This window comes from Aeromonas sp. INTO2, assembly GCF_049860605.1.
Classification (GTDB): Bacteria; Pseudomonadota; Gammaproteobacteria; order Enterobacterales; family Aeromonadaceae; genus Aeromonas; species Aeromonas caviae.
Map to the genome: position 1 here is coordinate 170,501 of NZ_CP187588.1, position 23,775 is coordinate 194,275.

Here is a 23,775-nt window from a genome sequence, read left to right on the forward strand (position 1 = left end):
TCATGGGCTGGCTGATGATAGGGCTGCTGGCTCTGATCACTTTCTTCAACCGTTTTGCCTTCTTCTCGCGGTTGACCCGCTATCAGCCGGGGGCCGAAATGGGGGCTTTCCTCAGCTTCTCGGCCCAGTCGGTGCTGACCGCCATCTGGCTGCCCATCGTCTTCAGCTATGAGCCCGGCCGCGGGCTGGACTGGGATCCGGACTACCTGGCCGCCACCCTGCTGGTGACGGTGTTGACCCTGCTGCGCCTGCCTACCCTGGTGGTGGTGGTCGTCGGCATGGGGGGCTTCTTCCTGCTGCGCTGGCTGGGGGGCGTGGCCCTGTTCTGGCCCTGGTGAAGGATGTGCCGTGATCCTGCATGTCGGATGTCTTGATGGGATATCCGCCCTGTTGGGAATGTCACTTCAAAAAAGGCCTCTCAAGTGTGAGGATTTTGGTTCCACCCGCCACGGAGTGAACCATGTCCTTCACCGAAACCTGCCAGCGCATCGTGCGCGACCCCCTGCTGTCACCGGCCCAGAAGAGCCACGTCCTGGCGCTCGCCGCCGAAAACGCGTTGCCTTACCCCGAGTTGCCTGCCGCCGTGCAGGATGCCATGGCACAAGGGGTGCTGTGCGACATGTTCGAGGGACACGCTCCCCACAAACCGCGCTATGTGCTGCCGGATTACGAGCGGTTTCTGCGCCAGGGCTCGGCCTGGCTGGAGCTGGCGCCACCCCTGGACTTCGACGAGGCCCTCGATGCCCTGCGCATCCTCTACCATCACGTGCCCTCCGTCACCGGCATGCCGGTCTGGCTGGGGCGCCTCGATCACCTGCTGCTGCCCTTCGTCGGTGAGCTGGATGATGAAACGCTCCATCGCAAGCTGAAGGCCTTCTGGATCTATCTGGACCGGGTGCTGCCGGATGCCTTCATGCACGTCAACATCGGCCCCGAAGACAACCGGATCTGCCGGCTGATCCTGCGCATCGACAACGAGCTCAAGCAGGTGGCCCCCAACCTCACCTTCTTTCACGATCCGGAGCAGACTCCCGACGATCTGCTGCTGCTGGCGGTGAAGAATATCGCCGAGTGCAGCAAGCCGCATATCGCCAACTACCCGATCCATCGCGATACCTTCGACCAGCGTGGGTTTGGCATCGTCAGCTGCTACAACGCCCTGCCGCAGGCCGGTGGCGCCAACACCCTGGTGCGCATCTCCCTCAAGCGAGTCGCCGAGCAGGCACAGGGGATCGATGATTTCCTCGGCAGTCTGCTGCCCCACTACTGCCGTCTCACATCCCAGCTGATCGCGGTGCGCGCCGCCTTCCTGCACGAGGAGTCCGGTTTCTTCGACAGCTTCCTGGTCAAGGAGGGGCTGCTGGATGAGGATCGCTTCGTCCCCATGTTCGGCATCTACGGCATGGCGGAAGCGGTCAACATCTTGATGGATAAAGAGAATCTGCCGGGCCGCTACGGTCACGACGAAGAGGCAAATCAGCTTGGCTATCGCATCTCGGCCCAGCTTTCGGAATATGTCACTACGACGCCGCAGGCCCATGCCTGGGGTGGGCACGCTCTGCTGCACTCACAGGGCGGCCTCAGCATCGATGTGGCGGTGACCCCGGGGGTGCGGATTCCCTACGGGCAGGAGCCGGATCCGGCCAGCCATGTGCTGGCGCTGGCGCCGCACCACGGCTACTACCACTCGGGGATCAGCGAGATCCTGACCCTGGATCTCACCATCCGCCAGAATCCGCAGGCACTGCTGCAGCTCTGCAAGGAGGCCTTCGCCCTCGGTATGCGCGAATTCAGTGCCAACGTGGCCGACAGCGATCTGGTGCGGGTGACCGGCTACATGATCCGCAAGCGCGATGTGGCCTGCTTCGCGGCAGAAGGCTCGCGGCTGCAGACCACCTGCCTCGGCGCCGAGGCAAGCGAGCTGACCGGGATCCGCCAGCGGACGCCACGAGTGGTCGCCAATGAGTCGACCATCAGTCAGTACTGAGCCAGGTCCGATGGATGAAGCTCTGCTGACGCGCAGCGCCCTGGTGAGCAGGGTGCTGCCCTTCTCCTGCGTAGGCGGGCCGGGCAACCGGCTGGTGCTGTTTTTGCAGGGCTGCAACTTCCGCTGCCCCGGCTGCCACAATCCCCACACTATCAGGCTGTGCGACGATTGCGGCGACTGCCTTGCGGTCTGCCCGAGTGGCGCCCTCGCCATGAGCGAGGGCAAGGTTCATTGGCAGGAGGCGCTCTGCACCGATTGCGACGCCTGTCTGGAGGCCTGCCCGCGCAGTGCCAACCCCAAGACGCGCCAGATGTCGGTGGCCGAGGTGCTGGCCCTGCTGCGCCGCTATGGCCCGCTGCTCACCGGCGTCACCGTCTCCGGCGGGGAGGCGACCACCCAGTTGCCCTTCGTGATCGCCCTGTTCACGGCCATCAAGGCTGCGCCGGATCTGGCCCGTCTCACCTGCCTGCTCGACAGCAACGGATCCCTGGGGGAAACGGGTTGGCAGCGGCTGTTGCCGGTACTGGACGGCGCCATGATAGACCTCAAGGGGTGGCGCGAGTCTGTGCATCTGGCCCTGACCGGGCGGGGCCGCGAGCGGGTGCTGGCGTCGCTGCAACTGCTGGCGCGGGCGGGCAAGCTGGCGGAGGTGCGCCTGCTGCAGGTGCCGGGGCAGAGCGATTATCTCGATGCCACTGGCACGCTGGATGGCGGGCTCGCCGCCTTCTTGCAGGCACTGGGGCCCGTGCCCATCCGCCTCAACGGTTTTCGCCACCATGGGGTGCGAGGAGAGGCGCTGTCATGGCCAGAAGCCGGGTCGGCTGATCTGACAGTGCTGGCCAACGCATTGAAGGCCAAGGGGTTTGGGTCGGTGATGCTGCCTGCGATCTGAGCTCTGCGGCACGTAGGGATGCTGAGACCCGATATGACGCAACTGTGAACTCTGTCTATAGGGGCTGTCCGAGGGGACGGCTAGAATGGGCAAACCGTCCATCACCAACAGATACCCATGAGTGAATCCAACGCCCTTTATCGAGTGCAGTTCATTTGTCACAGCGAGCGTTACGAAGTCTATGTAAGAGAGGTGAATCAGGGCCAGCTGTTCGGGTTCATCGAGATCGCCCACTTCGTGTGGGACAACCACACGGCGCTCATCGTCGACCCCAGCCACGAGAAGCTGAAGAGCGAATTTGCCGACGTCACCCGCACCCTTATTCCCATGCACCACGTGCTGCGGGTCGATCAGGTGCGCAAGCAGGGGGCCGCCCGCATCACCGAACTGGGCAACAACGTCACCTCTTTCCCAGGCCCCATCTATACCAAGAAGCCCTGAGTCCTGCCGCCAGGCATCATTATGGGGCGCCCAGCTCCCGGGCCAGTTGCAGGATGCGCTGACGGAACCAGCACAGGGCGGGATCTTCCCCCAGGGGGCCATACCACACCAGGCTGTGGGTCACGGCGCCGTAATCGAAGGGAACGGGGCGGCTCACCAGCCCCTGGGTACAAGCCCGGGTAGCCCAGCCCTTCACGGCCGTGAGAATGAGATCGCTCTGGCGCAGCAGGGCGGCGGCGCTGCCAAAATCCGGCAGGGTGGCCCCCAGTCTGCGCCGTACCTGGCGCTGGGCCAGACTCTGCTCGAAGAAGGGATCGGCCAGCTCCTGATCGCGAATGGCGATGTGGCGCCAGCTCAGGTAGGCATCGAGATCCCAGGGGCGCGTCAACGCCGGATGATCCGCGCGCATCAGGCAGACCAGCTCGTCCTCCCGCAAGGTTTCCCAGACGAGGCCGGGCTGATTGACCCCGGGCTGGCTCTGATCGTGGGGCAGGATCACGAAGTCGAGCTTGCCCGCCGCCAGAGCAGCCAGTCCCTGCTCGTCCTTGTTACGCACGACGGGCATCAGCCCCGGCACCTCCTGCATCAACTGACCCAGTACGGCCCCCATGGGCCAGATCATGCTGCTCTCCCGCATCGCCAGGTTCAGCTCCCCCTGCCAGTTGGCAGGGGCAAATCCTTCCTGGCTGGTGAGGCCGTTGAGCTCCCCCAGCAGGCGGCGCAGAGTCGGGCCGAGGCGTTCGGCAAACGGGGTCAGCAGCAACTGATTGCCCTGGCGGTAGAGCAGTTGATCCCCCAGCAGTTCGCGCAACTGGTTGAGGGTCTTGCTGACAGTGGAGGGGGTGGTGCAGAGGCGCTCGGCGCTGCGGGTGACACTGCGGGTGTCGAGCAGCAGATGCAGGGTCACCAGGTGGCGACCGCCGAGGCGGGAGAGGGCAATGAGATCCATCACGGTTCCACGGGCAAGGGGACAAATGAAAAGCCCCGCCTGAGCGGGGCTTGCGGGCTTAGCCCTTGAGCACGGCGGCCATGGCGTCGGCCACGTAGTCGACGTTGCGGCTGTTGAGGCCCGCCACGCACATGCGACCGGAGCGCACCAGGTAGACGGCGAACTCTTCCCGAAGGCGGTCCACCTGCTCCGGCGTGAAGCCGGTGTAGCTGAACATGCCGCGCTGGTTGATGAAGTAACTGAAGTCGCGGCCCGGCACCTTGGCACTCAGCACCTCGAACAGCTTCTGGCGCATGGCCTTGATGCGGGTGCGCATCTCGGTCACCTCACCGACCCACATGGCGTGCAGTTCGGGCTGGCTCATCACCGCCGCGGTGATCTGGCCGCCGTGGGTGGGGGGGCTGGAGTAGTTGCGGCGCACGGTGGCCTTCATCTGGCCCAGCACCCGGCTCGCCTCTTCGGCATCCTGGCAGATGACCGACAGGCCGCCGCAGCGCTCGCCGTAGAAGGAGAGGTTCTTGGAGAAGGAGTTGCTGACGAAGAAGCTGACACCGGCGGCCACCATGGCGCGGATGGCATAGGCATCCTCTTCCAGCCCGTCACCGAAGCCCTGATAGGCGATGTCCATGAAGGGGATCAGGTTCTTCTCGACCACCAGGGCGATCACCTGGTCCCACTGGGCACGGGAGAGATCCACCCCGGTCGGGTTGTGGCAGCAGGGGTGCAGCAGCACGATGCTTTTCGCAGGCAGGCTGCTCAGGCAGTCGATCATGGCGTCGAACTGCACGCCGCCGGTGGCCGCATCGTAATAGGGGTAGTCGTGCACCTTGATGCCGGCCCCCTCGAACATCGCCTTGTGGTTGTCCCAGGTGGGATTGCTGACCCACACCTCGGAGGTCGGGAAGTAGCGCTTGAGCAGATCGGCACCGATCTTCAGCGCGCCGGAGCCGCCGATGGTCTGGATGGTGGCGATGCGACCCGCCTTGACCGCTTCGTGCTCGGCGCCAAACAGCAGGTGCTGCACCGCAGTGCGGTAGTTGGCGGCGCCTTCCATCGGCTGGTAGGGGCGCGGGGCCGGGGCGGCGGCGCGCTGCGCTTCGGCCTGCTGCACCGACGGCAGCAGCGGAATGCGGCCCTGCTCGTCGTAATAGAGGCCAATCCCCAGGTTCACCTTCTGCTCGCGGGTATCTTTATGGAAGGTCTCGACTAGCGTCAGTATGGGGTCGCCAGCATAGGCATCGACGTGTTCAAACATGGGGGGTCCTTGAAGTTGACTGTCCAATTCGGCCGGCCATCAGCCGGGCCGATATGATGGCGCAATCCAGAGGTGGCCTCAAGTTGTTCGAGATGGCGACAGGGCTGACAAAGTCTGTCGCAGTGGTAAGCGCGGGGCCCTTGCCAGGATCCTGCATCCCGTCTGCACGTTCCCCCCATTTTGTCAGAGAAGGCTGCCTTATCGGGATCGTTTGGATAATATATGGATACATACGGCCCCTCTCATTCCCCTTACACCCATCCGGGGGAGTCAGGTTCAGCGCCACCTGAGACAAATTAATAGTTGCATAATAGTCAGGCTATTCTTTTGACAACCATTGCAGTGTGCCCGGCCCCTTCGGGGGGCCCACGATAACAGGTGACTCATCGCGGATGACCTGACACGTTTCTGATGCCGATTCTCCCTGGCTGGACTGGCATGGCCTGGGTGGCTGGAATGTCTATTTTCTTGCCAAGTTCGCCCTGCTCTGGGGGGGATATCTCAACTTCCACCCCCTGATCAACCTGGTGTTTGCCGCCCTCCTGATCTTTCCCCTGCAAAGGGCCGGGTGGCGCCGTGCGCGGCACTGGCTGGCGTTGCCGGTGGGGGCGGGGATCTTCTATCACGATACCTGGTTGCCGGGGATAGAGAGCATTCGTGCCCAGGGCAGCCAGGTCTTCTCCTTCACCCTGGATTACTGGGCGGAGTTGCTCGGGCGTTTCATCAATTGGGAGATGGTCGGCGCGGGGTTCGTGCTGCTGACACTCTATCTGTTCATCGCCCAGTGGCTGCGCTTCACCAGAGTGCCCCGCCGACCAACGAGAACCTCAACGCCTATCTCGATGACTTCTATCGGGAGGAGCAGGAGAGACTGGTGCACTTCCCGGAGAGCCTGCCAGCCCAGGCGACCCCCTTCGATGTACTCATCATCAATGTCTGCTCCCTGGCCTGGCATGATGTGGAGGCGAGCGGCCTGACCGGGCATCCGGTCTGGTCCCACTTCGACATTCGCTTCAACCGCTTCAACTCCGCCACCTCCTACAGCGGCCCGAGTTCCATTCGCCTGCTGCGGGCCAGTTGCGGGCAGACCAGCCACCAGGGGCTCTATGTGACGGCGCCGAAGCAGTGTCTGCTGTTCGAGAACCTGGCCCAGCTCGGCTTTGCCAAACAGGTGGCCATGGATCACTCGGGGGATTTTGGCAATTACCTGACCGGCCTGCAGCAGTATGCCGGGCTGGATGTGACCCCCATGGACAAGAAGGGACTGGCCCATGATCTCGCCTCCTTCGATGGCGAGCCCATCTATCGCGGGGATGCCCTGTTCGGCCGCTGGCTGAACGAGCGGACACAGAGTCAGGCGGCACGCAACGTCACCTTCTTCAACCTCATCGCCCTGCACGATGGCAACCGCTATGTGGCGAGCCGCCAGATAGCGCCCTACAAGGCGAGGCTCAAGACCCTGCTGGATCAGCTGGACGACTTCATGACGACGCTGGAGCAATCCGGCCGCAAGGTGGCCGTGGTGATGGTGCCTGAGCACGGCGCCGCTCTCACCGGCGACAAGATGCAGATGGCCGGGCTGCGGGACATTCCCAGCCCGAGCATCACCCAGGTGCCGGTGGGGGTTGCCCTGCTCGGTACCAAGGCGCCCCATGAAGCGACCCGCAACGTGGACACCCCCAGCAGCTTCCTGGCGGTATCAGAACTGGTCTCCAGGCTGGTGGGGAAGGATGTGTTCGGGAGCGAGACCATCGATTGGGATGCCCTGCTGGGCGACCTGCCGCAGACCCCGCCGGTGTCCGAGAACCAGGGCTCGGTGGTGATCGAATATCAGGGCAAGTACCACATCAAGCTGGGGCAGGGGGACTGGGTCCCCTATCCCCAATGAGACCGGAAGTGACGATGCGCAGCGAACGGCAATCAGACATGCAGACCCCCTTCGGCGTCCCGGTGGAGGGCACGGTGATCAATGACGTGGCCATGGTCCAGCAGGCCTTTGGTGTCAGCGTCTCCTATCAGGATATTGCCGCCAGGGAGCGGCTCGCCGCCTTGTGCGCACGCTTCCCCCTGCTGGCGGAGGTGGCTGTGAAAGGGCCCGAGGGGACTGGCGAGGGGAGGTCTGCATGAAGGTGATCGCCCTGCAGGGGATCCGGGGAGGTGTGGGGACCACCGCCATCGTGGCCGGACTGGCCCAGGCTGCCCATGAGCAGGGGGCAAGGGTGCTGGCGGTGGATCTCTGCCCGGACAACCAGCTTGGCATCCACCTTGGCCTGCCCCATGACGATCCGGGAGGCTGGAGCCGGCTGACCCAGCCGGCGCGGGAGTGGCGAGGTGCGCTTCACCGCCGGGAGGAGGGACTGGATCTGCTCTCCCATGGCGGGGGGGAGGGGGCGTCGGCCGAGTGGCTGGCGGGGATCGATGGCTATGATCTGGTGCTGCTGGATCTGCCCCTGGGCATGGCCCCCGTCATCCCCTGCAGGCGCTTGCTGGTGGTCAATGCGGATGCCAACTGCCATGTGCGGCTTCACCGCCACCCCTGGGCGGCCGATGAGCGTCTGCTGGTGACCCAGTTCTCCAGCCAGCGGGCCCTGCAGCAGGGGCTGCTGGATCTCTGGCTGGCAGGGGGGCTCCCTCTGCTCAATCTTCATCTGCACAGGGACGAAGCCATGGCGGAGGCCATGGCCGCCAAGCTGCCGGTCGGCCGCTATGCCCCCACCAGTCTGGTTGCCCACGAGCTGGCCGCCTTGGCGACCTGGTGTCTGGCAGAGGGGGAGGCGCCCCGATGAGAGTGCGGCTGCTGACGCCGGCTGCGGGCCTCTGGTGCTCGCAGCGCTATCGCGCACTGCGCGAGCGGGGGGCTTCCCGCCCGGGGGCGGCCGCATTGACCCTGGGCTGGCTGCTGGCCTGGGTTATCTTCCCCCTCGAGCGTCATGGCTGGCAATGGGTGCTGGGCCATGCCCGGGGGCTCTATCCCCAGCTGACGCACCCCCGGGTGGGAGATCCCCTGCGCGTTCTGTTGCAGAGCCTCTGGATGATAGTGCGTCGCCCACAGCCCATCCCTCTGCGCTGGCCTGCCTCCTGGCAGCGGATCTGGCATAGGGGCACTCAGGCTCTCGGGGGCTTCCTGGCCCGCCAGGAGGAGAAAGGGCTGGCCGCCGCCAGGGCCACGCCCCGCGAGGCGCGCTGGAAGAGCGTGCTGCTCTGCGTGGTGGCCGGGAGCCTCTCCCTGCTCTGCGTCACCCTGCCGTTCACCCTGCAGGCGCAACTGGTGTTCGTCCTCCTGCTGGCGGCCATGGCCTTCATCCTGCGGGCTGTGCCGGGCCGTTATCCCATGCTGATGATGATGGTGCTCTCCCTCACCATCTCCTGCCGCTACATCTGGTGGCGCTACACCTCGACCCTCGACTGGTTCGACCCCGTCAGCCTGGCCTGCGGCCTGCTGCTGCTGGCCGCCGAGACCTATGCCTGGCTGGTGCTGCTGCTCGGCTACTGGCAGACCGCATGGCCCCTGCACCGCCCCCCGGCACAACTGCCGGCGGATCCGGCCCAGTGGCCCAGCGTGGATCTGATGATCCCCACCTACAACGAGGATCTCGCCATCGTGAAGGGGACTGTCTACGCCGCCATGGGGCTCGACTGGCCCGCCGACAAGCTGACCATCTGGCTGCTTGACGACGGGGGGCGGGCGGCGTTTCGCGATTTCGCCGAGGAGGCCGGGATCCGCTATGTGGCCCGGTCGACCCATGAGCACGCCAAGGCGGGCAACATCAATCACGCCCTCAAGATGGCCACCGGGGATCTGGTCGCCATCTTCGACTGTGACCACCTGCCGACCCGCTCCTTCCTGCAGATGACGGTGGGCTGGTTCTACCAGGATCCCCGTCTGGGCGTGGTCCAGACCCCCCACCACTTCTTCTCCGCCGATCCGTTCGAACACAACCTGCAACGGTTTCGCAAGATGCCGAACGAGGGGGCCCTCTTCTACGGCCTGGTGCAGGATGGCAACGATATGTGGGACGCCAGCTTCTTCTGCGGTTCCTGCGCCGTCATCAAGCGCACCGCCCTTGACGAGATCGGCGGCATCGCGGTGGAGACGGTCACCGAGGATGCCCACACCTCCCTGCGGCTGCACCGCCTCGGCTACACCTCGGCCTATATCCGGATCCCGCTGGCGGCGGGGCTGGCCACCGAAAGCCTCTCTGCCCACATCGGTCAGCGCATCCGGTGGGCGCGCGGCATGGTGCAGATCCTGCGTCTGGACAACCCCCTCTTCGGCAAGGGGCTCAAGCTGGGGCAGCGGCTTTGCTACTTCAATGCCATGCTGCACTTCCTCTCGGGCATACCGAGGCTCATCTTCCTGACGGCGCCGCTCGCCTTCCTTATCCTGCACGCCTACATCATCTATGCCCCGGCGGCGGCCATCGCCCTCTACATGTTGCCGCACATCTTCCACAGCGCCCTGACCAACTCCCGGTTGCAGGGCAAGGTCCGCCACTCCTTCTGGGGCGAGGTCTATGAGACGGTGCTGGCCTGGTACATCGCCAGGCCGACCACGGTGGCGCTCTTTGCACCCCACAAGGGGACGTTCAACGTGACCGCCAAGGGGGGTATGACGGAGGAGGTGTTCCTCGATCTGTCGGTCTCCCGCCCCTATCTGCTGCTGATCCTGCTCAATCTGTGCGGGCTGGGGTTCGGCCTCTGGCGCATCGGCACCGGCCCTGCCGACGAGGTGCCGACCCTGATCCTCAGCATGATCTGGACCCTCTACAACATGACCATACTGGGCGGCGCCCTGGCGGTGGCCTTCGAGTCGCGGCAGGTCCGTGCCAATCCCAGGGTGGAGATGGTGATGCCGGCGGCCATCAGGCTGGCGAACGGTCACCTCTACCCCTGTACTGTCAGGGATTACTCCAACGGGGGGGTCGGGGTGCTGCTCGAGGCGCCCCTGCCCCTGGCCGACAAGGAGAGGGTCTGGTTGCTGCTGCGCCATGACCAACGGGAGCAGGCGTTCGCCGCCAAGGTGCAGCGGGTGTTCGGCTGCAAGCTGGGACTGGAGCTGGAACCCATGGCGCAGGCACAGCATGTCGAGTTCATCCAGTGCACCTTCGCCCGGGCCGATACCTGGTCCCTGTGGCAGCAGCGTCTGGGCAAGGATCGCCCCCTCCACAGCCTGATCGACATTACCCTGCTCGGCTGGGGAGCTTACTGGCGTCTGGCCCGTACCTCACCCATCGGCTTTGTTTGTATCCTCCTCGAGAAGCTGGCTCGCTGGCTCCTCTCCTTCGTTCCCCGTCGCGTCTCCCCAGATTTCCGGGCCGGGACTCCGACCTCACAGACAGTGAAAGGATGATGAAACCACAACGCTACCTTATTCCTCTCCTGCTGATGGCACAGGGTGCGACCGCCGCCGAGGTCGTCGGCCCCCTGCCGCCCGTTCCCGCTCCGGTGCGCACCCAGGGGATGAGCTTCGAACAGATGGCATCATCGCCAGGCACCCTGTCCCTGCGCGGCAATGCGCCAGACGGACTGGCCGACTTCACCGTGCGGCGGGACGAGGTGGTGACCCGGGCCACCCTGGATCTGAACTTCACGCCATCGCCCTCCCTGCTGCCGCTCATCTCCCAGGTCAAGGTCTATCTCAATGACGAGCTGATGGGGGTGACGGCCCTCAACCAGGATCAGATGGGGACGATGACCCATGCCAGCATCGAGCTGGATCCCCGCTATGCCAAGGATTTCAACCGCCTCAAGGTGAGCTTCGTCGGCCACTATCGGAAAGTGTGCGAGAACCCGGCGAGCGATACCCTCTGGCTCAACGTCAACCGGGACAGCAAGCTGACCCTGCAGTTGCAGACCCTGCCGGTGCGCAACGAGCTCTCCTTCTTCCCCATGCCGTTCCTCGACGTGCGGGACAATGGCAAGCTGACTCTGCCCATGGTGTTCACGGGCTCAGTGCCCCCGGAGCAGCAACAGGCGGCGGCGGGGCTGGCCTCCTGGTTCGGCACCAAGGCCCAGTGGCGGGGCCAGCATTTCCCGGTGCTCATCAACCAGTTGCCCGATCGCAACGCCGTGATCTTCGCCACCAATGACGCCCGTCCCGATTTCCTGGTCGACTACCCCGAGGTGAAGGGGCCCACCATCGACATGATCAGCTCCCCCGACAACCCCTATGTGAAGCTGCTGCTGATCCTGGGGCGGGATCAGCAGGATCTGCTGACCGCGGCCAGGGGGCTGGCCCAGGGGGAGGTGCTGCTGCGCGGCCAGAGCGTGCTGGTGGACGAGGTGAAACCCCTGGCCCCGCGCCAGCCCTATGACGCCCCCAACTGGGTGCGGCTCGATCGCAAGATGCGGTTCGACGAACTGACCGATTATCCGGGCCAGCTGCAGGCCACGGGCAACCGGCTCTGGCCCATGAGCCTGACACTGCGGTTGCCGCCGGATCTCTATCTGCTGGGCGCCAACGGCATCAAGACGGATCTCAAGTACCACCACAGCGCACCGACCCGGCGGGATGGCTCCCGCCTGGATGTGGCGGTCAACGGCCAGTTCATGAAGTCGTTCCCGCTCGAACCCGGTGAGGCCAAGAGTGAGCAGTTGCTCACCCTGCCGCTCTGGTTCGCCGCCGATGACGGCGCCACTGCGCTGCGCATGCCCGGGCTCAAGACCACCCAGGCCAACAGCCTGAGCTTCTCGTTTGAATATGCCAGGGAGACGATGGGGGGGAATGAGGACGGTCGCTGCGATCTGGTGATGCCCCCAGCCCATCAGGTGCGCATCGACGATGGCTCCACCATCGACTTCAGCGGCTATCGCCACTTCATCGAGATGCCGAACCTCAAGGCGTTCGCCTATGCCGGCTTCCCGTTCAGCCGGATGGCGGATCTCGCCGACAGCCAGGTGGTCATGCCCGCCAAGGCCCACCCGGCGCAGATCACTACCTTGCTCGATGCGGTGGGGGCCATCGGGGCCGAGACCGGTTATCCGGCCCTCTCCCTGCGAGTCCTGGATGACTGGGAGCAGGCCCGCACCGCCGATCTGGATACCCTGCTCATCGGCACCCTGCCCGAGGAGTTTCGAGGGGATCTGGCTCCCGACGCCCTGCTGCAATCCACGCGCAGCTGGGTCAACGAGCCAACCCGCCAGCACAAGGGGGATCTGCTGCACACCATGGCCGATCGCCAGCCCCAGGCCCGGGTGGGCATGACGGGCAACCGGGCCATCGCCGTCATCCTGGGGCTGCAATCGCCGACCCATGATCAGCGCAGCCTGGTGGCCCTGCTGGCGGATGGACCGGCGGGGGTCACATTGCTCAATGAGGCCCTGCAGACCCGGCCCCTGCGCGATCAGGTGGCGGGCTCGGTGGCCATCATCCGGGAATCCGGGGTGAAGAGCCTGGTGGTGGGGGATCGCTACGAGGTGGGCTACCTGCCGTGGTGGGAGCGTCTCTGGCAACTGTTTGCCCGTTATCCGGTGCGTCTTGCCGGGCTGACCCTGCTCTGCATGCTGGTACTGGGCTGGGGCCTGCGGGTGCTGCTTGCCAGTGCCAGTCGCCGCCGTCTGAAGGAAGATTAAGAGATGACTCAGATGAAAAATGTCTGTGGTGCCCTGCTCCTCTGGGCCCTTTGTTCCCTCCCGGCGCAGGCCGTCTGCCACTGGCCGGAGTGGGATCACTTTCGCCAGCACTACATCAGCGAAGAGGGCAGGGTCATCGACCCTGCCGAGGGGCGCCGCATCACCACCTCGGAAGGCCAGAGCTATGCCCTCTTCTTCGCCCTGGTCAACGATGACAGGGAGACCTTTGCCCGCCTGCTCGACTGGACGGAGCGGCAGCTCGCCCGCGGGGATCTGACCGGCTTCCTGCCATCCTGGCTCTGGGGCAGGCAGCAGGACGGCAGTTGGGGCGTGCTGGACGCGAACAGCGCGTCCGATTCGGATCTCTGGATAGCCTACAGCCTGCTGGAGGCGGGTCGCCTGTGGGACAACCACAGCTACTCGGCCCTCGGCACCCTGTTGCTGCGCCGTATCGCCCGGGAGGAGGTCGCCACGCTGCCGGGTCTCGGCCCCGTGTTGCTGCCCGGGGCGAAAGGCTATGAGGGGGAGGGACGCTGGACCCTCAACCCCAGTTATCTGCCCCCACAACTGCTGGCCAGATTCGCTTCCTTCAAGGGGCCCTGGGGCGAGATGCGGGCTCTCTTGCCCAAGCTGCTGCAGGAGAGTGCGCCCCGTGGCTTTGCCCCGGACTGGGTGGACTGGCAGGCCGACAAGGGATGGCAGGTGACGGCGGACAAGGGCGACACCGGTGGCTATGACGCCATCCGCGTCTATCTCTGGCTCGGCATGCTGAGCGAGGAGGATCCCGCCAGGGCTTCCCTGGTGGCCCACTTTGCCCCCATGCTGGCGCAGCTGACCGAATCGGGTCATCTGCCCGAGCGGGTCTCCAGCCAAAGTGGACAGGTTCAGGGCAAGGGGCCGAGCGGCTTTGCCGCCGCCCTCCTGCCCCTGTCACGGGGCTTGCCGGTGCAGGTCACCTTGCGCAAGCAGGTCTCCGATCACGGGCTGGATGCGGATGCCTACTACGGCAGCGTGCTGACCCTGTTCGGCGCAGGCTGGGATCAGGGGCGTTATCGCTTTGCCGCCGACGGTACCCTGCAGCCGGATTGGAGCGAGTCATGTCAGGCAGAGTGACCCTGGGGTGCCTGCTCGCCTGCCTGATGAGCGGAGCCCTGGCGCAAGGGACGGTACAGCCGGTGGCCTGGCTGCTGGAGCAGGTCAGGATTGGCGAGGCCCGTGGGCGGGAAGATCTCGTCAGCAACAGCCTCTATTCTCTCTCTCTGGTGGAGCCCGATCATCCGGAGCTGCTGGCAGCCCAGGCCCGTCAGGCCCTGCGCCAGGGCAAGGTCAAGGAGGCCGGGACACTGCTGGCCCGCCTTGGCAAGCAAGACCCCGGCTCTGCGCTCTATCGTCAGGGCATGGCCAACCTGGCCCTGAACGAACCGGCCAGGCGCCAGCAACTGCAACAAGCCAGGCTGCTGACCAGCGCCGGCAGGCTGGAGGAGGCCGAGCGTCTCTATCGCTCCCTGTTCTCCGGTGACTTGCCCCCCAATCTCGACGTGGCGGTGGATTATGCCCTGTTGCAGACACGGATCCCGGCCATGAAGGCAAAGGGGCTGGCGGCCCTGGAGGCACTCAACCGGCAATATCCGGGTGAGCCCAGAGTGCGGGGCGGGCTGGCTCGCCTCTATCTGGCGGAGGGTCGGCGCCAGGGGGCGCAGAACCTGTTGCGCGAGATGGCGCGAGATCCCTATCAGCGGGACGAGGCCGCCGAGATCTGGCTCGCGGACATCGAATCCCTGCCCATCGGTCCCGGGAGCATCGCTGCCTTGCAGGAGTACATGGTGCTCTTTGGCGAAGGGGATACCACCAAGGCGGAACAGCTGCTCGCTACCCAGGAGGAGAAGTGGGCCTCGCCTGCCTATCGTGCACGCCAGTCGGCGCTCGCAAGCACGGCGGGAGGTGGTGCCTCCATCTCCCGCTTGCAGCGTGCCCTGGCTGCCAACCCGGGGGATCCTGAACTCATGGGCGCCCTCGGGCAGGCCTACTCCCGCAACGATCAGCGAGCGCTGGCCATCGCCCAGTTTGAACGGGTGCTGGCACACCCCGAGGTGACCGACAAGGACAAATGGCGCAGCCTGCTGGCCACCAACCGCTACTGGCTGCTGGTGAGCCAGGGGCGCAGCGCCCTGGAACGGGAGCAGTGGGATGAGGCGGCGACCCTGTATCGCCGTGCCATCGCCCAGGATGGGCGTGAGCCCGAAGCCTGGCTGGGGCTTGGAGACAGCGAGCGTGGCCGCCATCGCGATGCCGACGCGGAGTCTGCCTACCGCAAGGCGCTCGCCATGGGGAGCGCGCGGGAGCGGGCCCTGGCCCGCCTGTTCGATCTCTACAAGGAGCAGGATCCGGCACGTGCCCTGGCCCTGCTGGAGCAGCAGGGCACCCCAGGGATGCAGGCCGAAGGGCGGCGGCTCAAGGCCGGGCTGTTGCAGGAGGAGGCCGATCAGCTCGATCGGGCCGGCAAGGTGGCGGCGGCGCTGCGCCTTCGCGAGCAGGCACTCGCGCTGACCCCGGAAGAGGTATGGCTGGCCTATCGAGTGGCCGATACTCGGGCCCGCCTCGGGGAAGCCGGTAGCGGGGAGCGGCTCTTGCGGGAACGGCTGGCGGCGCACCCGCAGGATGCCACCCTGCGCTACGCCACCGCCCTCTATCTCTCGGGGCAGGACAAGATGGTGGAGGCGAGAGGGGTGCTGGCCGCCATCCCTAGGTCCGGCTGGACACAGGACATGGATACGCTGGATCAGCGCCTCGCCCGTGACGAGGTGCTCGCCAGGGCGAGGGCGCGTCACGAGGCCGGGGATGATGAGGGGGCCGAACGCCTGCTTCAGCCGTTGCAGCCGGATGAAGAGGTAAGCCTGATGCTGGCGGAGTGGGCCACGGATCGGGGGGCCTATGCACTGGCGGAGCAGCGCTATCAGGAGGTGCTTGCCCGCACGCCGCAACAGCCAGAGGCCAGGCTTGGCATGGCCGAACTGGCCCAGGCCAGGGGCGATCTGGCAAAGGCCCGTCACTGGCTGCCCGCCTGGCCGGTCAGCCCGCTGCCCCCGGAGGGGGCCAACTACTACCGCCAGGTAGCCAATCTCTATCAGGCGCTGGGAGAGGGCGAGACAGCCCGCGCCATCTTCACCGACTACGAACCCCTGGTGGCGATGCAACCGGCCTCCCAGCAGACGGCGCTGTTCTGGCGCGATGCCGCCCGTCAGCGCGTTGCCGAGCATGATGTGGAAGGGGCTCTGGTGCGGGATCGCAAGGGGCTGGTGGCCGCAGGTCTGGCCCCCCGCGAGGATCTGGAGGGGGGCGAGCTGACCCGGCTGGCACGCAGTCAGGATGGGGAGGGGTGGCTGGCATCCGGCCTGCGCAGCGATCTCGACAGGCATTACCGGCAGAGCCAGACCACCTTCTCCCTCGACAGCGATTACTGGGGCTCCAGCGGTACCGGGGGCTACTCGGATCTGCGGGCGCTGACCCAGATGGCGCAACTGGATACGCCGCTGGCCGGTGGTACCGCCTTCGGCCGCCTTGAACTGGTCGACATGGATGCCGGAGAGCTGCCGGACTCCCCTTACCGGGCGCAGTTCGGTACCTGTGCGGCCAGGGACTGCCGCGGGGACGCGCACCAGCAGAGCCGGGGGACCACCCTGGCGGCAGGCTGGCAGCGGGGGGCCTGGGCGTTCGATCTGGGGACCACGCCCCTCGGTTTCGAGGTGGTGGACTGGGTTGGTGGCGCCACCTTGACCGGTGACTGGCACACGCTGGGGTGGGGGATGACCCTCTCGCGTCGGCCCGTCAGCAGCTCGCTGCTCTCCTATGGGGAAACGGTGGATCCGGGCACGGGCATCAGCTGGGGCGGGGTGCGGGCGAACGGGATCCGCCTCGATCTCAGCCGGGATCTGGGAGGGGCCGTCGGGTTCTGGGGCAGCGCCCAGCAGCACCTGCTGACCGGCAAGAACGTGCCCGACAACTGGCGCACCCGGCTCATGGGAGGGGGCTATTACAAGTTCGTCAACGAGACCCATCGCCGTGCCAGCGTGGGGCTCAGCACCATGCTGTGGCACTACCAGCAGGATCTGGGGGGCTATACCCTGGGGCAGGGGGGGTATTACAGCCCGCAAGGGTACTTCTCGCTCTCGGTGCCGGTCAGCTACCGGCAGCGTACCCCGGACTGGTCGTGGGAGCTGGGGGGATCGGGATCCTGGTCCTACGCCCGTACCGACGACAGTCGCCGCTACCCGCTGGAAGGCTTGTTGCCAAGCGGTTTGCCAGACAGAAATGCGCCTGTGAAAGGGAGCAGCAGCAGTGGATTCGGCTACACCCTGAATGGCGTGGTGGAACACAGGCTGACGGAACACTGGCGCATCGGTGGCCGGGTGGACATCCAGCAGGCGGATGACTATGCCCCCAGCCATGTCACCCTGTTCCTGCGCTACACCTTCAAGCCCTGGCAAGGGGATCTCGACATGCCGCCAAGGCCTCTCACTCCCTACGCGGACTTCGACTGACAGAGGCGCCCGTCATCACCGGGCGCCCTTATTTCAGATAGGAACGCAGTACCCTCACCACCTGATCCAGATCGTCCAGCCGCTCGGCATGGGTCGCCTCCTCGGCGCCAAGATGCTCGCGCATGTGTCCCTCCAGCACCTCCAGCATCAGGCCGTTGACGGCGCCGCGGATGGCGGCAATCTGCTGCAGGATGGCGGCGCAGTCTGTTTCCTGTTCCAGAGCGCTCTCCAGGGCGCCGGTCTGCCCCTTGATGCGCCTGACCCGTGCCAGCAGCTTCTTCTTGTCGTGAACCGTGTGTGACATCCAGGATCCTCTCGATCAATAAAACTATACTGGGGTATAGTATATAGCATCCTCGTTTTCAGGAGAAATCCATGCCATCCCTCGCCTCATCCCACTGCCACCACCCCGTCGTCCACGAAGGGAATCCCCTGGCCGAACAGAAGACCCGCTGGGCCGTGCTGCTCACTATCGTCATGATGGTGGCGGAGATCGGTGGCGGCTGGTTCTACAACTCCATGGCGCTGCTGGCCGACGGCTGGCACATGAGCTCCCATGCCCTGGCCCTCGGCCTCTCGGTGCTGGCCTATCGCGCTGCCCGCCACTTTGCGCGGGATCACAGGTTCAGCTTCGGTACCTGGAAGATAGAGGTGCTGGGGGGCTTCAGCAGCGCCCTGCTGCTGGTGGGGGTGGCGGGGTTGATGCTGTTCGAGTCGGTGGCCAGGTTGCTGGACCCCAGCCCCATCCATTATCAGCAGGCGATCGGCATTGCCCTGCTGGGCCTGCTGGTGAATCTGGCCTGTGCCTGGCTGCTCAGGGACGATCACGGCCATCACCATGGTCACGACCACCATCACGGTCATCACGACCACTCGCACGATCACCACCACGGCCATCAGGATCTCAACCTGCGCGCCGCCTACCTCCACGTGCTGGCGGACGCGGCCACCTCGGTGCTGGCGATTCTGGCGCTGGTGGGAGGCATGTTGTGGGGGGCGGACTGGCTGGATCCCCTGATGGGCATCGCCGGGGCCGTGCTGGTGGCGGTGTGGGCCAGGGGGCTGCTGCGTGATACCGGGCGCGTCTTGCTGGATGCGGAGATGGATGCGCCCCTGGTGGACGAGATCCGCGAGGTGATCGCCGAGCTGCCTGGCGCCGAGATCCGCGATCTGCACGTCTGGCGGGTGGGGCAGACGCAGTATGCCGCCGCGATGTCGTTGCAGATGGCGACCCCGGTCCCGGCACAGGCGATCCGCGAGCGCCTCGCCATCCATGAGGAGCTGGTGCACCTGACCATCGAAGTGTCTGCCGACTGATACCCCTGGCGGGCGTCAGCGGGGAGGCTCGCTCCCCTGATCCTGCCAGAGGGAGCCCAGCATCAGCCTCAGCAGCAGTCCCGGCGGGTCGTCGAGCAGGCGGCCCGGCTCCAGCAGCAGGTGCCCGTCGGCATGAAAGCCCAGGCTGGCGTGAACCTTGCCTTCCTCGCCACACACCTGGAGGAGGCCGTTCAGGGAACCCCCCTCGCCGGGTTGACAGCGCAGCCGCAGTTCCCGTGGTTCCCCCAGCAGGGTGAAGGCGCGGGCGAGGGGCGGGCTCTCTTCATAATCCGGCCAGTTGAAGAAGTGATAGCGTTCGGCGAGCACGCCGGCCTGCTGGCAGAACTGATCGAACAACTGGGCAATGCCCTGATACTCCTGGTCCAGCCGCCTGGCCTGCTCCTCAATCCGTTTCATCACCCAGCCCCCTCTATCCATTTGATTGGACATTGATTTCGTCACTCGCTCCCCTCTTCCCGCTGGTATGGGCCGAAAGCGGTGCCAGGTCTGTGAGCGCGATCGAATTTTCGTTATGAAAACGTTATCTTGTTGATGCGGATTGGTTTTTTTTGCCCATCCGCTCACATTTACGGCAATTCCCGCTGATTAATATGACACCGCTCGGCAATGACCGGGTACTCGGATATCGAGACTAACTACAGCGGGAATTATAAAAAAATGGATATGAAAAAGACCAAAGTGGCGCTGGTAACAGCCTCACTGCTCGCGCTTTTGTCAGGCTGTAACGACAACAGTTCTTCTGCTCCTGCCCCTCAGGATGAGCCCGTCGCTCGTCTTCCCAACGTCCAGCCCCCGGCCGAACTGCTGACGGCCGGCCCCGACGAAGCGGTCATCGCCCTGGTGGATACCCAGACCAGCGCGGCGCGCGGTGTCACCGGCCCGTTCGCCAGCCACAGCCTGCACCTGTGGAACAACGACGCCTGCAACTCGACCTCGGAGGGCGGCCTCAACACCGGTTGGGATGACAAGAGCAAGACGCCGTCCGCGGCGGACAGTTTTGGTCCGGCCTGGGTCGTGCCGCTCTCCAAGATGGAAGGCTGCATCAACTTCATCGCCCGCAACGGCGATCTCGCGAACCTGACCGGCAGCGACATGAAGGTGGTCTTCAGTGATCACCCGGATCGCACCGTGGCCATCGTCGCCGGCAAGAACGAGATCTTCGGCAGCCGGGCGGAAGCCTTCACCGCCGCCTTCGGCGTGGCGGGGGCCAGTGCCCATCTCATCGACGACAACACCCTGATTTGGCAAGGGGGCAAGGACAAGCCCTATGTGCGCCTCTACTACACAGAGTCAGGCACCATCACCGCAAACAGCGAGGGTGTATTCGATTTCCCCTACCTCAAGCTGACCCCGACCAGCCTGACCGAAGAGCAGCAGGCCAAATACCCGCACCTCAAGGATGCCGCCGCCTTCGCCCTGCCTGCGGGGAAAGATCTCAAGCCCCTGCTCAAGGGTGAGCTGGTCGCCATCGGGACCGATGCGGACGGCATCCTGCAGGGAGCGACCCTGGTGCAGAGTGCCGGTGCCCTCGATGCCCTTTACAGCGAAGCGGCCACCAAGCTGGCCTACGGCGCCGTGGTGGAGGGGGGCAATGTCACCTTCCGGCTCTGGGCACCGACCGCCAAGTCGGTCAAGCTGGCGCTGTTCGACGAGCAGCACAAGTCGCTTGGCGAGCGCGCCATGACTCTGGACGAGGCCAGCGGCAGCTGGAGCGTGCAGGGGGGCAGCGATCTTGTCGGCAAATACTACCGCTACGATATCCAGGTCTATCACCCGGTCAGCCGCAAGCTGGAATCCTATCAGGTGACCGACCCCTACTCCTTGAGCCTGGCGATGAACTCCGAGTTCAGCCAGGTGGTGGATCTCGACGATCCGGCCCTCAAGCCGGAAGGCTGGGACAGCCTCAAGGCGCCCCACAGCCAGAAGAACCCCGCCGACATCACCATCTATGAGGCCCACGTCCGGGATCTGACCGGCAACGACGAGTCGACGCCGGTGGAGCACCGCGGCAAGTTCCTCGGGCTGACCGACAGCGACAGCGTGCCCGTCACACACCTGAAATCCCTGGCCAAGAGCGGCGTCAGCCACCTGCACCTGCTGCCGGTGTTCGACATCGCCACCGTCAACGAGGACCCGGCCAAGGTGGCCAACATCGGTGATGACTTCAGCAAGCTGTGCGAGGTCAATCCCGAGGTCAAGAACTCCAGGTTTGCCAGCCACTGTGGTGGCGGCGAGACCATCGAAGCCGTGCTCGGTGATCTGCAAGCCAGCGACAGCAAGGAGAACCCCGTGGTGCAGGAGCTGTACGGCTACCTGCGCGGGGTGGACTCCTTCAACTGGGGCTATGACCCCTACCACTACACCACCCCGGAAGGCTCCTACGCCACCAATGCGGAGGGGACGACCCGGATCAAGGAGTTCCGCGAGATGGTGCAGGCCATCAAGCAGAACATCGGCATGAACGTGGTGATGGACGTGGTCTACAACCACACCAACGAAGCGGGTCTCGGTTCCAAATCCGTGCTCGACAAGATTGTGCCCTGGTACTACCAGCGCCTCAATCCGGAGACCGGTTCGGTGGAAAACTCCACCTGCTGCTCCAACACGGCGCCGGAACACGCCATGTTCGCCAAGCTGATGGATGACTCCCTGGTCACCTGGGCACGGGACTACAAGATCGATGCCTTCCGCTTCGACCTCATGGGCCATCACCCGAAAGATCAGATGGTGCAGGCCCTGGCCGAGGTGAAGAAGGTCAATCCGGACATGTACTTCTACGGCGAGGGGTGGAACTTCGGCGAGGTACAGGATGACAAGCGGTTCGTGCAGGCGACCCAGAAGCACCTGGCCGGTACCGGCATCGGCTCCTTCTCCGACCGGCTGCGTGACGCGGTGCGCGGCGGCAGCCCGTTCGACGGCGGCGAAGCAATTCGCAAGACCCAGGGCTTTGGCAATGGCGCCCTGGTGGATGCCAACGAGCTGGACGGCGTCGATCTCGCCACCGCCCTGCATCAGTCCGATCTGGTGCGCCTCGGCATGGCGGGCAACCTCAAGGAGTTCGTGCTGACCGACAAGGACGGCATTCCGAAGAAAGGCTCCGACATCGACTACAACGGTCAACCGGCGGGCTATGCCCAGGATCCGACTGAAATCCAGAACTATGTCGACAAGCACGACAACCAGACCCTGTTCGACAACCTGGCGTACAAGGCACCCGCCGGGGCCGACCTGGTGCGGATGCAGGGGGTCTCTCTGGCGACTGCCATGCTGGGTCAGGGCATTCCCTTCACCCACGCGGGTGTCGAACTGCTGCGCTCCAAGTCCATGGAGCGGGACAGCTACGACTCCGGTGACTGGTACAACCGGGTCGATTACACCCTTGGCGACAACAACTTCGACAAGGGCTTGCCGCGCAAGGACAAGGACGAGGCCAACTACGAGCTGATCGAGCAGGTGCTTGGCCAGCACGCCAAGCCGGGTTCGGCCGAGATGCATCAGATGGTGAACTTCTACCAGGAGCTCTCCGAACTGCGTCAATCCTCTCGTCTGCTGCGTCTTGGCAGCGGCGCCGAGGTGATCAAGCGGGTCGACTTCCGCAACACCGGCCCTGAGCAGATCCCGGGTCTCATCGTGATGAGTGTGGATGACGGGGTGGGCGCCGGTGCGGATCTGGATCCGGCCATCGACGGCCTGGTGGTGATGATCAACGCCACCAATCAGCCCCAGAGCATCGGCGATTTCCGTGACGGCAAGGATCAGCCCATCGATCTGACCGGCATGGTCCTGAGCGGTGCCCACCGTGACTCCGACAGCATCGCGAGCGGGGCGGCCAATGACAGCGGTCAGCTGACCCTTGGCGCCTGGTCGGCGGCGGTGTTCGTCAAGCCGCAGAGCGGTGCCCAGGGCGCGGGGCTGCCGGTGAGCAAGAAGACGGATCTGAGCACCTTGCCTCCCTTTGGTGACACCGAGGTGTTCGTGCGCGGTTTCCTGAATCAGTGGGATCCGGTCAACAAGATGAACTTCAGTGGCAACTTCACCTATGAGTTCACCACCGAGGTGACGGCGGATCAGCTGGGGTCGACCCAGGTGAAGATCGCTGGCAACGAGTGGAGTGGCCCCGTCAATTACGGCAAGTGCAGCGATACTGACCAGCTTGCGACCGGCCAGGTCAATACACTCTGTGCCAATGGCGGGGATCTGCCGTTCAACGTGGAGAAGGCTGGCACCTACAAGTTTGTCTTCACCGCCATGAACAAGGACAAGCCCACCCTGAGCGTCAGCTACACCGAACCGGCGCAGAGCTGCAAGGTGCTGGATACCGTCGCGGGCAATCCGCTCGGCTTCCCGCTCTATGTGCGCGGCAGTCTGAGCGACTGGAACGCCCAGCCGGCCTACCAGCTGAGCTACAAGGGGATGGAAGGCAACCTCGCCATCTATCAGGCCGCCTTCAACTACGCGGGCAGCTTTGACTTCAAGTTTGCCAACGACGATGGCAACTGGAGCAAGCAGTTCTTCGTGAAGGATGCCGGTGGCACCCTGATCGCACTGGAGCCCGAGCAGGTTTACCCGCTCCAGCACGGCGACGGTGGCATGGGCAACAACAGCATCACGCTGGAACAGGGTCTGTGGAGCTTCCTGGTGAAGGTTGACCCGACCCAGACTTCCGGCGAGGTGGGCAGCGTCATCATCCAGGAGTGCAGCGCCAAGTAAGTCTTTCCCATCGAGCCCGGGGCTGGCTCGGCAGCCCCGGGTTGAATTCCGCCTCGCCAAGGGCGGGATAACACCGAGAGAGTAAGCAAAGCG

Annotated in this window: 16 protein-coding genes and 1 pseudogene; 13 read left to right on the plus strand and 4 right to left on the minus strand. The window is 64.9% G+C overall.

All coding sequences use genetic code 11. The annotated features are described in order from the left end of the window. Positions 1–2: 2 nt before the first annotated feature. The 4 genes from ACPW74_RS00920 to ACPW74_RS00935 all read left to right on the plus strand — a co-directional run bounded on the left by ACPW74_RS00920 (position 3) and on the right by ACPW74_RS00935 (position 3,320). Complete coding sequence (locus ACPW74_RS00920; RefSeq protein ID WP_049635961.1) at positions 3–338, plus strand: AzlD domain-containing protein; 336 nt, start codon at positions 3–5, stop codon at positions 336–338. 122 nt (positions 339–460) lie between these two features. Beyond that, on the plus strand, positions 461–1,987 hold the full coding sequence (locus ACPW74_RS00925; RefSeq protein ID WP_425858516.1) for a YjjI family glycine radical enzyme: 1,527 nt from the start codon (positions 461–463) through the stop codon (positions 1,985–1,987). Between the two features lie 10 nt (positions 1,988–1,997). Next, positions 1,998–2,879, plus strand: coding sequence for a YjjW family glycine radical enzyme activase (locus ACPW74_RS00930; RefSeq protein ID WP_425858517.1), 882 nt, complete (start codon positions 1,998–2,000; stop codon positions 2,877–2,879). Between the two features lie 117 nt (positions 2,880–2,996). Beyond that, on the plus strand, positions 2,997–3,320 hold the full coding sequence (locus ACPW74_RS00935) for a DUF1820 family protein (protein WP_010672837.1): 324 nt from the start codon (positions 2,997–2,999) through the stop codon (positions 3,318–3,320). A gap of 19 nt (positions 3,321–3,339) precedes the next feature. Here ACPW74_RS00935 and ACPW74_RS00940 read toward each other — a convergent pair whose 3' ends face one another. Continuing rightward, positions 3,340–4,269 carry a LysR family transcriptional regulator gene (locus ACPW74_RS00940; protein ID WP_279981146.1) on the minus strand — a complete coding sequence of 310 codons (930 nt, stop codon included), beginning with the start codon at positions 4,267–4,269 and terminating at the stop codon, positions 3,340–3,342. 58 nt (positions 4,270–4,327) lie between these two features. Then, complete coding sequence (locus ACPW74_RS00945; protein WP_102949194.1) at positions 4,328–5,524, minus strand: aromatic amino acid transaminase; 1,197 nt, start codon at positions 5,522–5,524, stop codon at positions 4,328–4,330. A gap of 482 nt (positions 5,525–6,006) precedes the next feature. On the opposite strand from ACPW74_RS00945, the pseudogene bcsG reads away from it, so the two are divergent. The 7 genes and pseudogenes from bcsG (at position 6,007) to bcsC (ending at position 17,634) form a co-directional block, all read left to right on the plus strand. Continuing rightward, positions 6,007–7,412, plus strand: a pseudogene (gene bcsG / locus ACPW74_RS00950) (cellulose biosynthesis protein BcsG). 14 nt (positions 7,413–7,426) lie between these two features. Then, positions 7,427–7,651 carry a cellulose biosynthesis protein BcsR gene (bcsR, locus tag ACPW74_RS00955; RefSeq protein ID WP_244053664.1) on the plus strand — a complete coding sequence of 75 codons (225 nt, stop codon included), beginning with the start codon at positions 7,427–7,429 and terminating at the stop codon, positions 7,649–7,651. Beyond that, the gene (gene bcsQ / locus ACPW74_RS00960) at positions 7,648–8,310 is read left to right on the plus strand and encodes a cellulose biosynthesis protein BcsQ (protein WP_010672843.1); all 663 of its coding nucleotides are present in this window, start codon (positions 7,648–7,650) and stop codon (positions 8,308–8,310) included. The genes bcsR and bcsQ overlap by 4 nt, the downstream gene beginning before the upstream one ends. Further along, positions 8,307–10,874 carry a UDP-forming cellulose synthase catalytic subunit gene (bcsA, locus tag ACPW74_RS00965; RefSeq protein WP_279981147.1) on the plus strand — a complete coding sequence of 856 codons (2,568 nt, stop codon included), beginning with the start codon at positions 8,307–8,309 and terminating at the stop codon, positions 10,872–10,874. The genes bcsQ and bcsA overlap by 4 nt, the downstream gene beginning before the upstream one ends. Further along, positions 10,874–13,096, plus strand: coding sequence for a cellulose biosynthesis cyclic di-GMP-binding regulatory protein BcsB (gene bcsB / locus ACPW74_RS00970; RefSeq protein WP_425858518.1), 2,223 nt, complete (start codon positions 10,874–10,876; stop codon positions 13,094–13,096). The genes bcsA and bcsB overlap by 1 nt, the downstream gene beginning before the upstream one ends. Positions 13,097–13,099: 3 nt before the next feature. Next, positions 13,100–14,209, plus strand: coding sequence for a cellulose synthase complex periplasmic endoglucanase BcsZ (gene bcsZ, locus ACPW74_RS00975; RefSeq protein ID WP_279981149.1), 1,110 nt, complete (start codon positions 13,100–13,102; stop codon positions 14,207–14,209). Continuing rightward, positions 14,194–17,634, plus strand: coding sequence for a cellulose synthase complex outer membrane protein BcsC (gene bcsC / locus ACPW74_RS00980; RefSeq protein WP_425858519.1), 3,441 nt, complete (start codon positions 14,194–14,196; stop codon positions 17,632–17,634). Before bcsZ ends, bcsC begins: the two co-directional genes overlap by 16 nt. A gap of 28 nt (positions 17,635–17,662) precedes the next feature. On the opposite strand, the gene ACPW74_RS00985 is transcribed toward bcsC, so the two are convergent. Next, entirely contained in the window at positions 17,663–17,938 is a 276-nt protein-coding gene (locus tag ACPW74_RS00985; protein WP_052814969.1) for a metal/formaldehyde-sensitive transcriptional repressor, read from the minus strand. Between the two features lie 71 nt (positions 17,939–18,009). Between ACPW74_RS00985 and dmeF the strand changes: the two genes are divergently transcribed. Then, positions 18,010–18,951, plus strand: a complete 942-nt coding sequence (dmeF, locus tag ACPW74_RS00990; protein WP_119196990.1) for a CDF family Co(II)/Ni(II) efflux transporter DmeF — start codon at positions 18,010–18,012, stop codon at positions 18,949–18,951. Positions 18,952–18,966: 15 nt separating this feature from the next. Here dmeF and ACPW74_RS00995 read toward each other — a convergent pair whose 3' ends face one another. Beyond that, positions 18,967–19,368, minus strand: coding sequence for a hypothetical protein (locus ACPW74_RS00995; protein WP_041211001.1), 402 nt, complete (start codon positions 19,366–19,368; stop codon positions 18,967–18,969). Between the two features lie 261 nt (positions 19,369–19,629). Between ACPW74_RS00995 and pulA the strand changes: the two genes are divergently transcribed. Continuing rightward, the gene (pulA, locus tag ACPW74_RS01000) at positions 19,630–23,682 is read left to right on the plus strand and encodes a pullulanase-type alpha-1,6-glucosidase (RefSeq protein ID WP_039039471.1); all 4,053 of its coding nucleotides are present in this window, start codon (positions 19,630–19,632) and stop codon (positions 23,680–23,682) included. Positions 23,683–23,775: the final 93 nt, after the last annotated feature.

What these genes read in the sequence shown, in the direction of transcription:
- ACPW74_RS00920 (WP_049635961.1), top strand. Translation starts at nt 3, where the DNA reads ATGGGCTGGCTGATGATAGGGCTGCTGGCTCTGATCACTTTCTTCAAC.
- ACPW74_RS00925 (WP_425858516.1), top strand. Translation starts at nt 461, where the DNA reads ATGTCCTTCACCGAAACCTGCCAGCGCATCGTGCGCGACCCCCTGCTG.
- ACPW74_RS00930 (WP_425858517.1), top strand. Translation starts at nt 1,998, where the DNA reads ATGGATGAAGCTCTGCTGACGCGCAGCGCCCTGGTGAGCAGGGTGCTG.
- ACPW74_RS00935 (WP_010672837.1), top strand. Translation starts at nt 2,997, where the DNA reads ATGAGTGAATCCAACGCCCTTTATCGAGTGCAGTTCATTTGTCACAGC.
- ACPW74_RS00940 (WP_279981146.1), bottom strand. Translation starts at nt 4,269, where the DNA reads ATGGATCTCATTGCCCTCTCCCGCCTCGGCGGTCGCCACCTGGTGACC.
- ACPW74_RS00945 (WP_102949194.1), bottom strand. Translation starts at nt 5,524, where the DNA reads ATGTTTGAACACGTCGATGCCTATGCTGGCGACCCCATACTGACGCTA.
- bcsR (WP_244053664.1), top strand. Translation starts at nt 7,427, where the DNA reads ATGCGCAGCGAACGGCAATCAGACATGCAGACCCCCTTCGGCGTCCCG.
- bcsQ (WP_010672843.1), top strand. Translation starts at nt 7,648, where the DNA reads ATGAAGGTGATCGCCCTGCAGGGGATCCGGGGAGGTGTGGGGACCACC.
- bcsA (WP_279981147.1), top strand. Translation starts at nt 8,307, where the DNA reads ATGAGAGTGCGGCTGCTGACGCCGGCTGCGGGCCTCTGGTGCTCGCAG.
- bcsB (WP_425858518.1), top strand. Translation starts at nt 10,874, where the DNA reads ATGAAACCACAACGCTACCTTATTCCTCTCCTGCTGATGGCACAGGGT.
- bcsZ (WP_279981149.1), top strand. Translation starts at nt 13,100, where the DNA reads ATGACTCAGATGAAAAATGTCTGTGGTGCCCTGCTCCTCTGGGCCCTT.
- bcsC (WP_425858519.1), top strand. Translation starts at nt 14,194, where the DNA reads ATGTCAGGCAGAGTGACCCTGGGGTGCCTGCTCGCCTGCCTGATGAGC.
- ACPW74_RS00985 (WP_052814969.1), bottom strand. Translation starts at nt 17,938, where the DNA reads ATGTCACACACGGTTCACGACAAGAAGAAGCTGCTGGCACGGGTCAGG.
- dmeF (WP_119196990.1), top strand. Translation starts at nt 18,010, where the DNA reads ATGCCATCCCTCGCCTCATCCCACTGCCACCACCCCGTCGTCCACGAA.
- ACPW74_RS00995 (WP_041211001.1), bottom strand. Translation starts at nt 19,368, where the DNA reads ATGAAACGGATTGAGGAGCAGGCCAGGCGGCTGGACCAGGAGTATCAG.
- pulA (WP_039039471.1), top strand. Translation starts at nt 19,630, where the DNA reads ATGGATATGAAAAAGACCAAAGTGGCGCTGGTAACAGCCTCACTGCTC.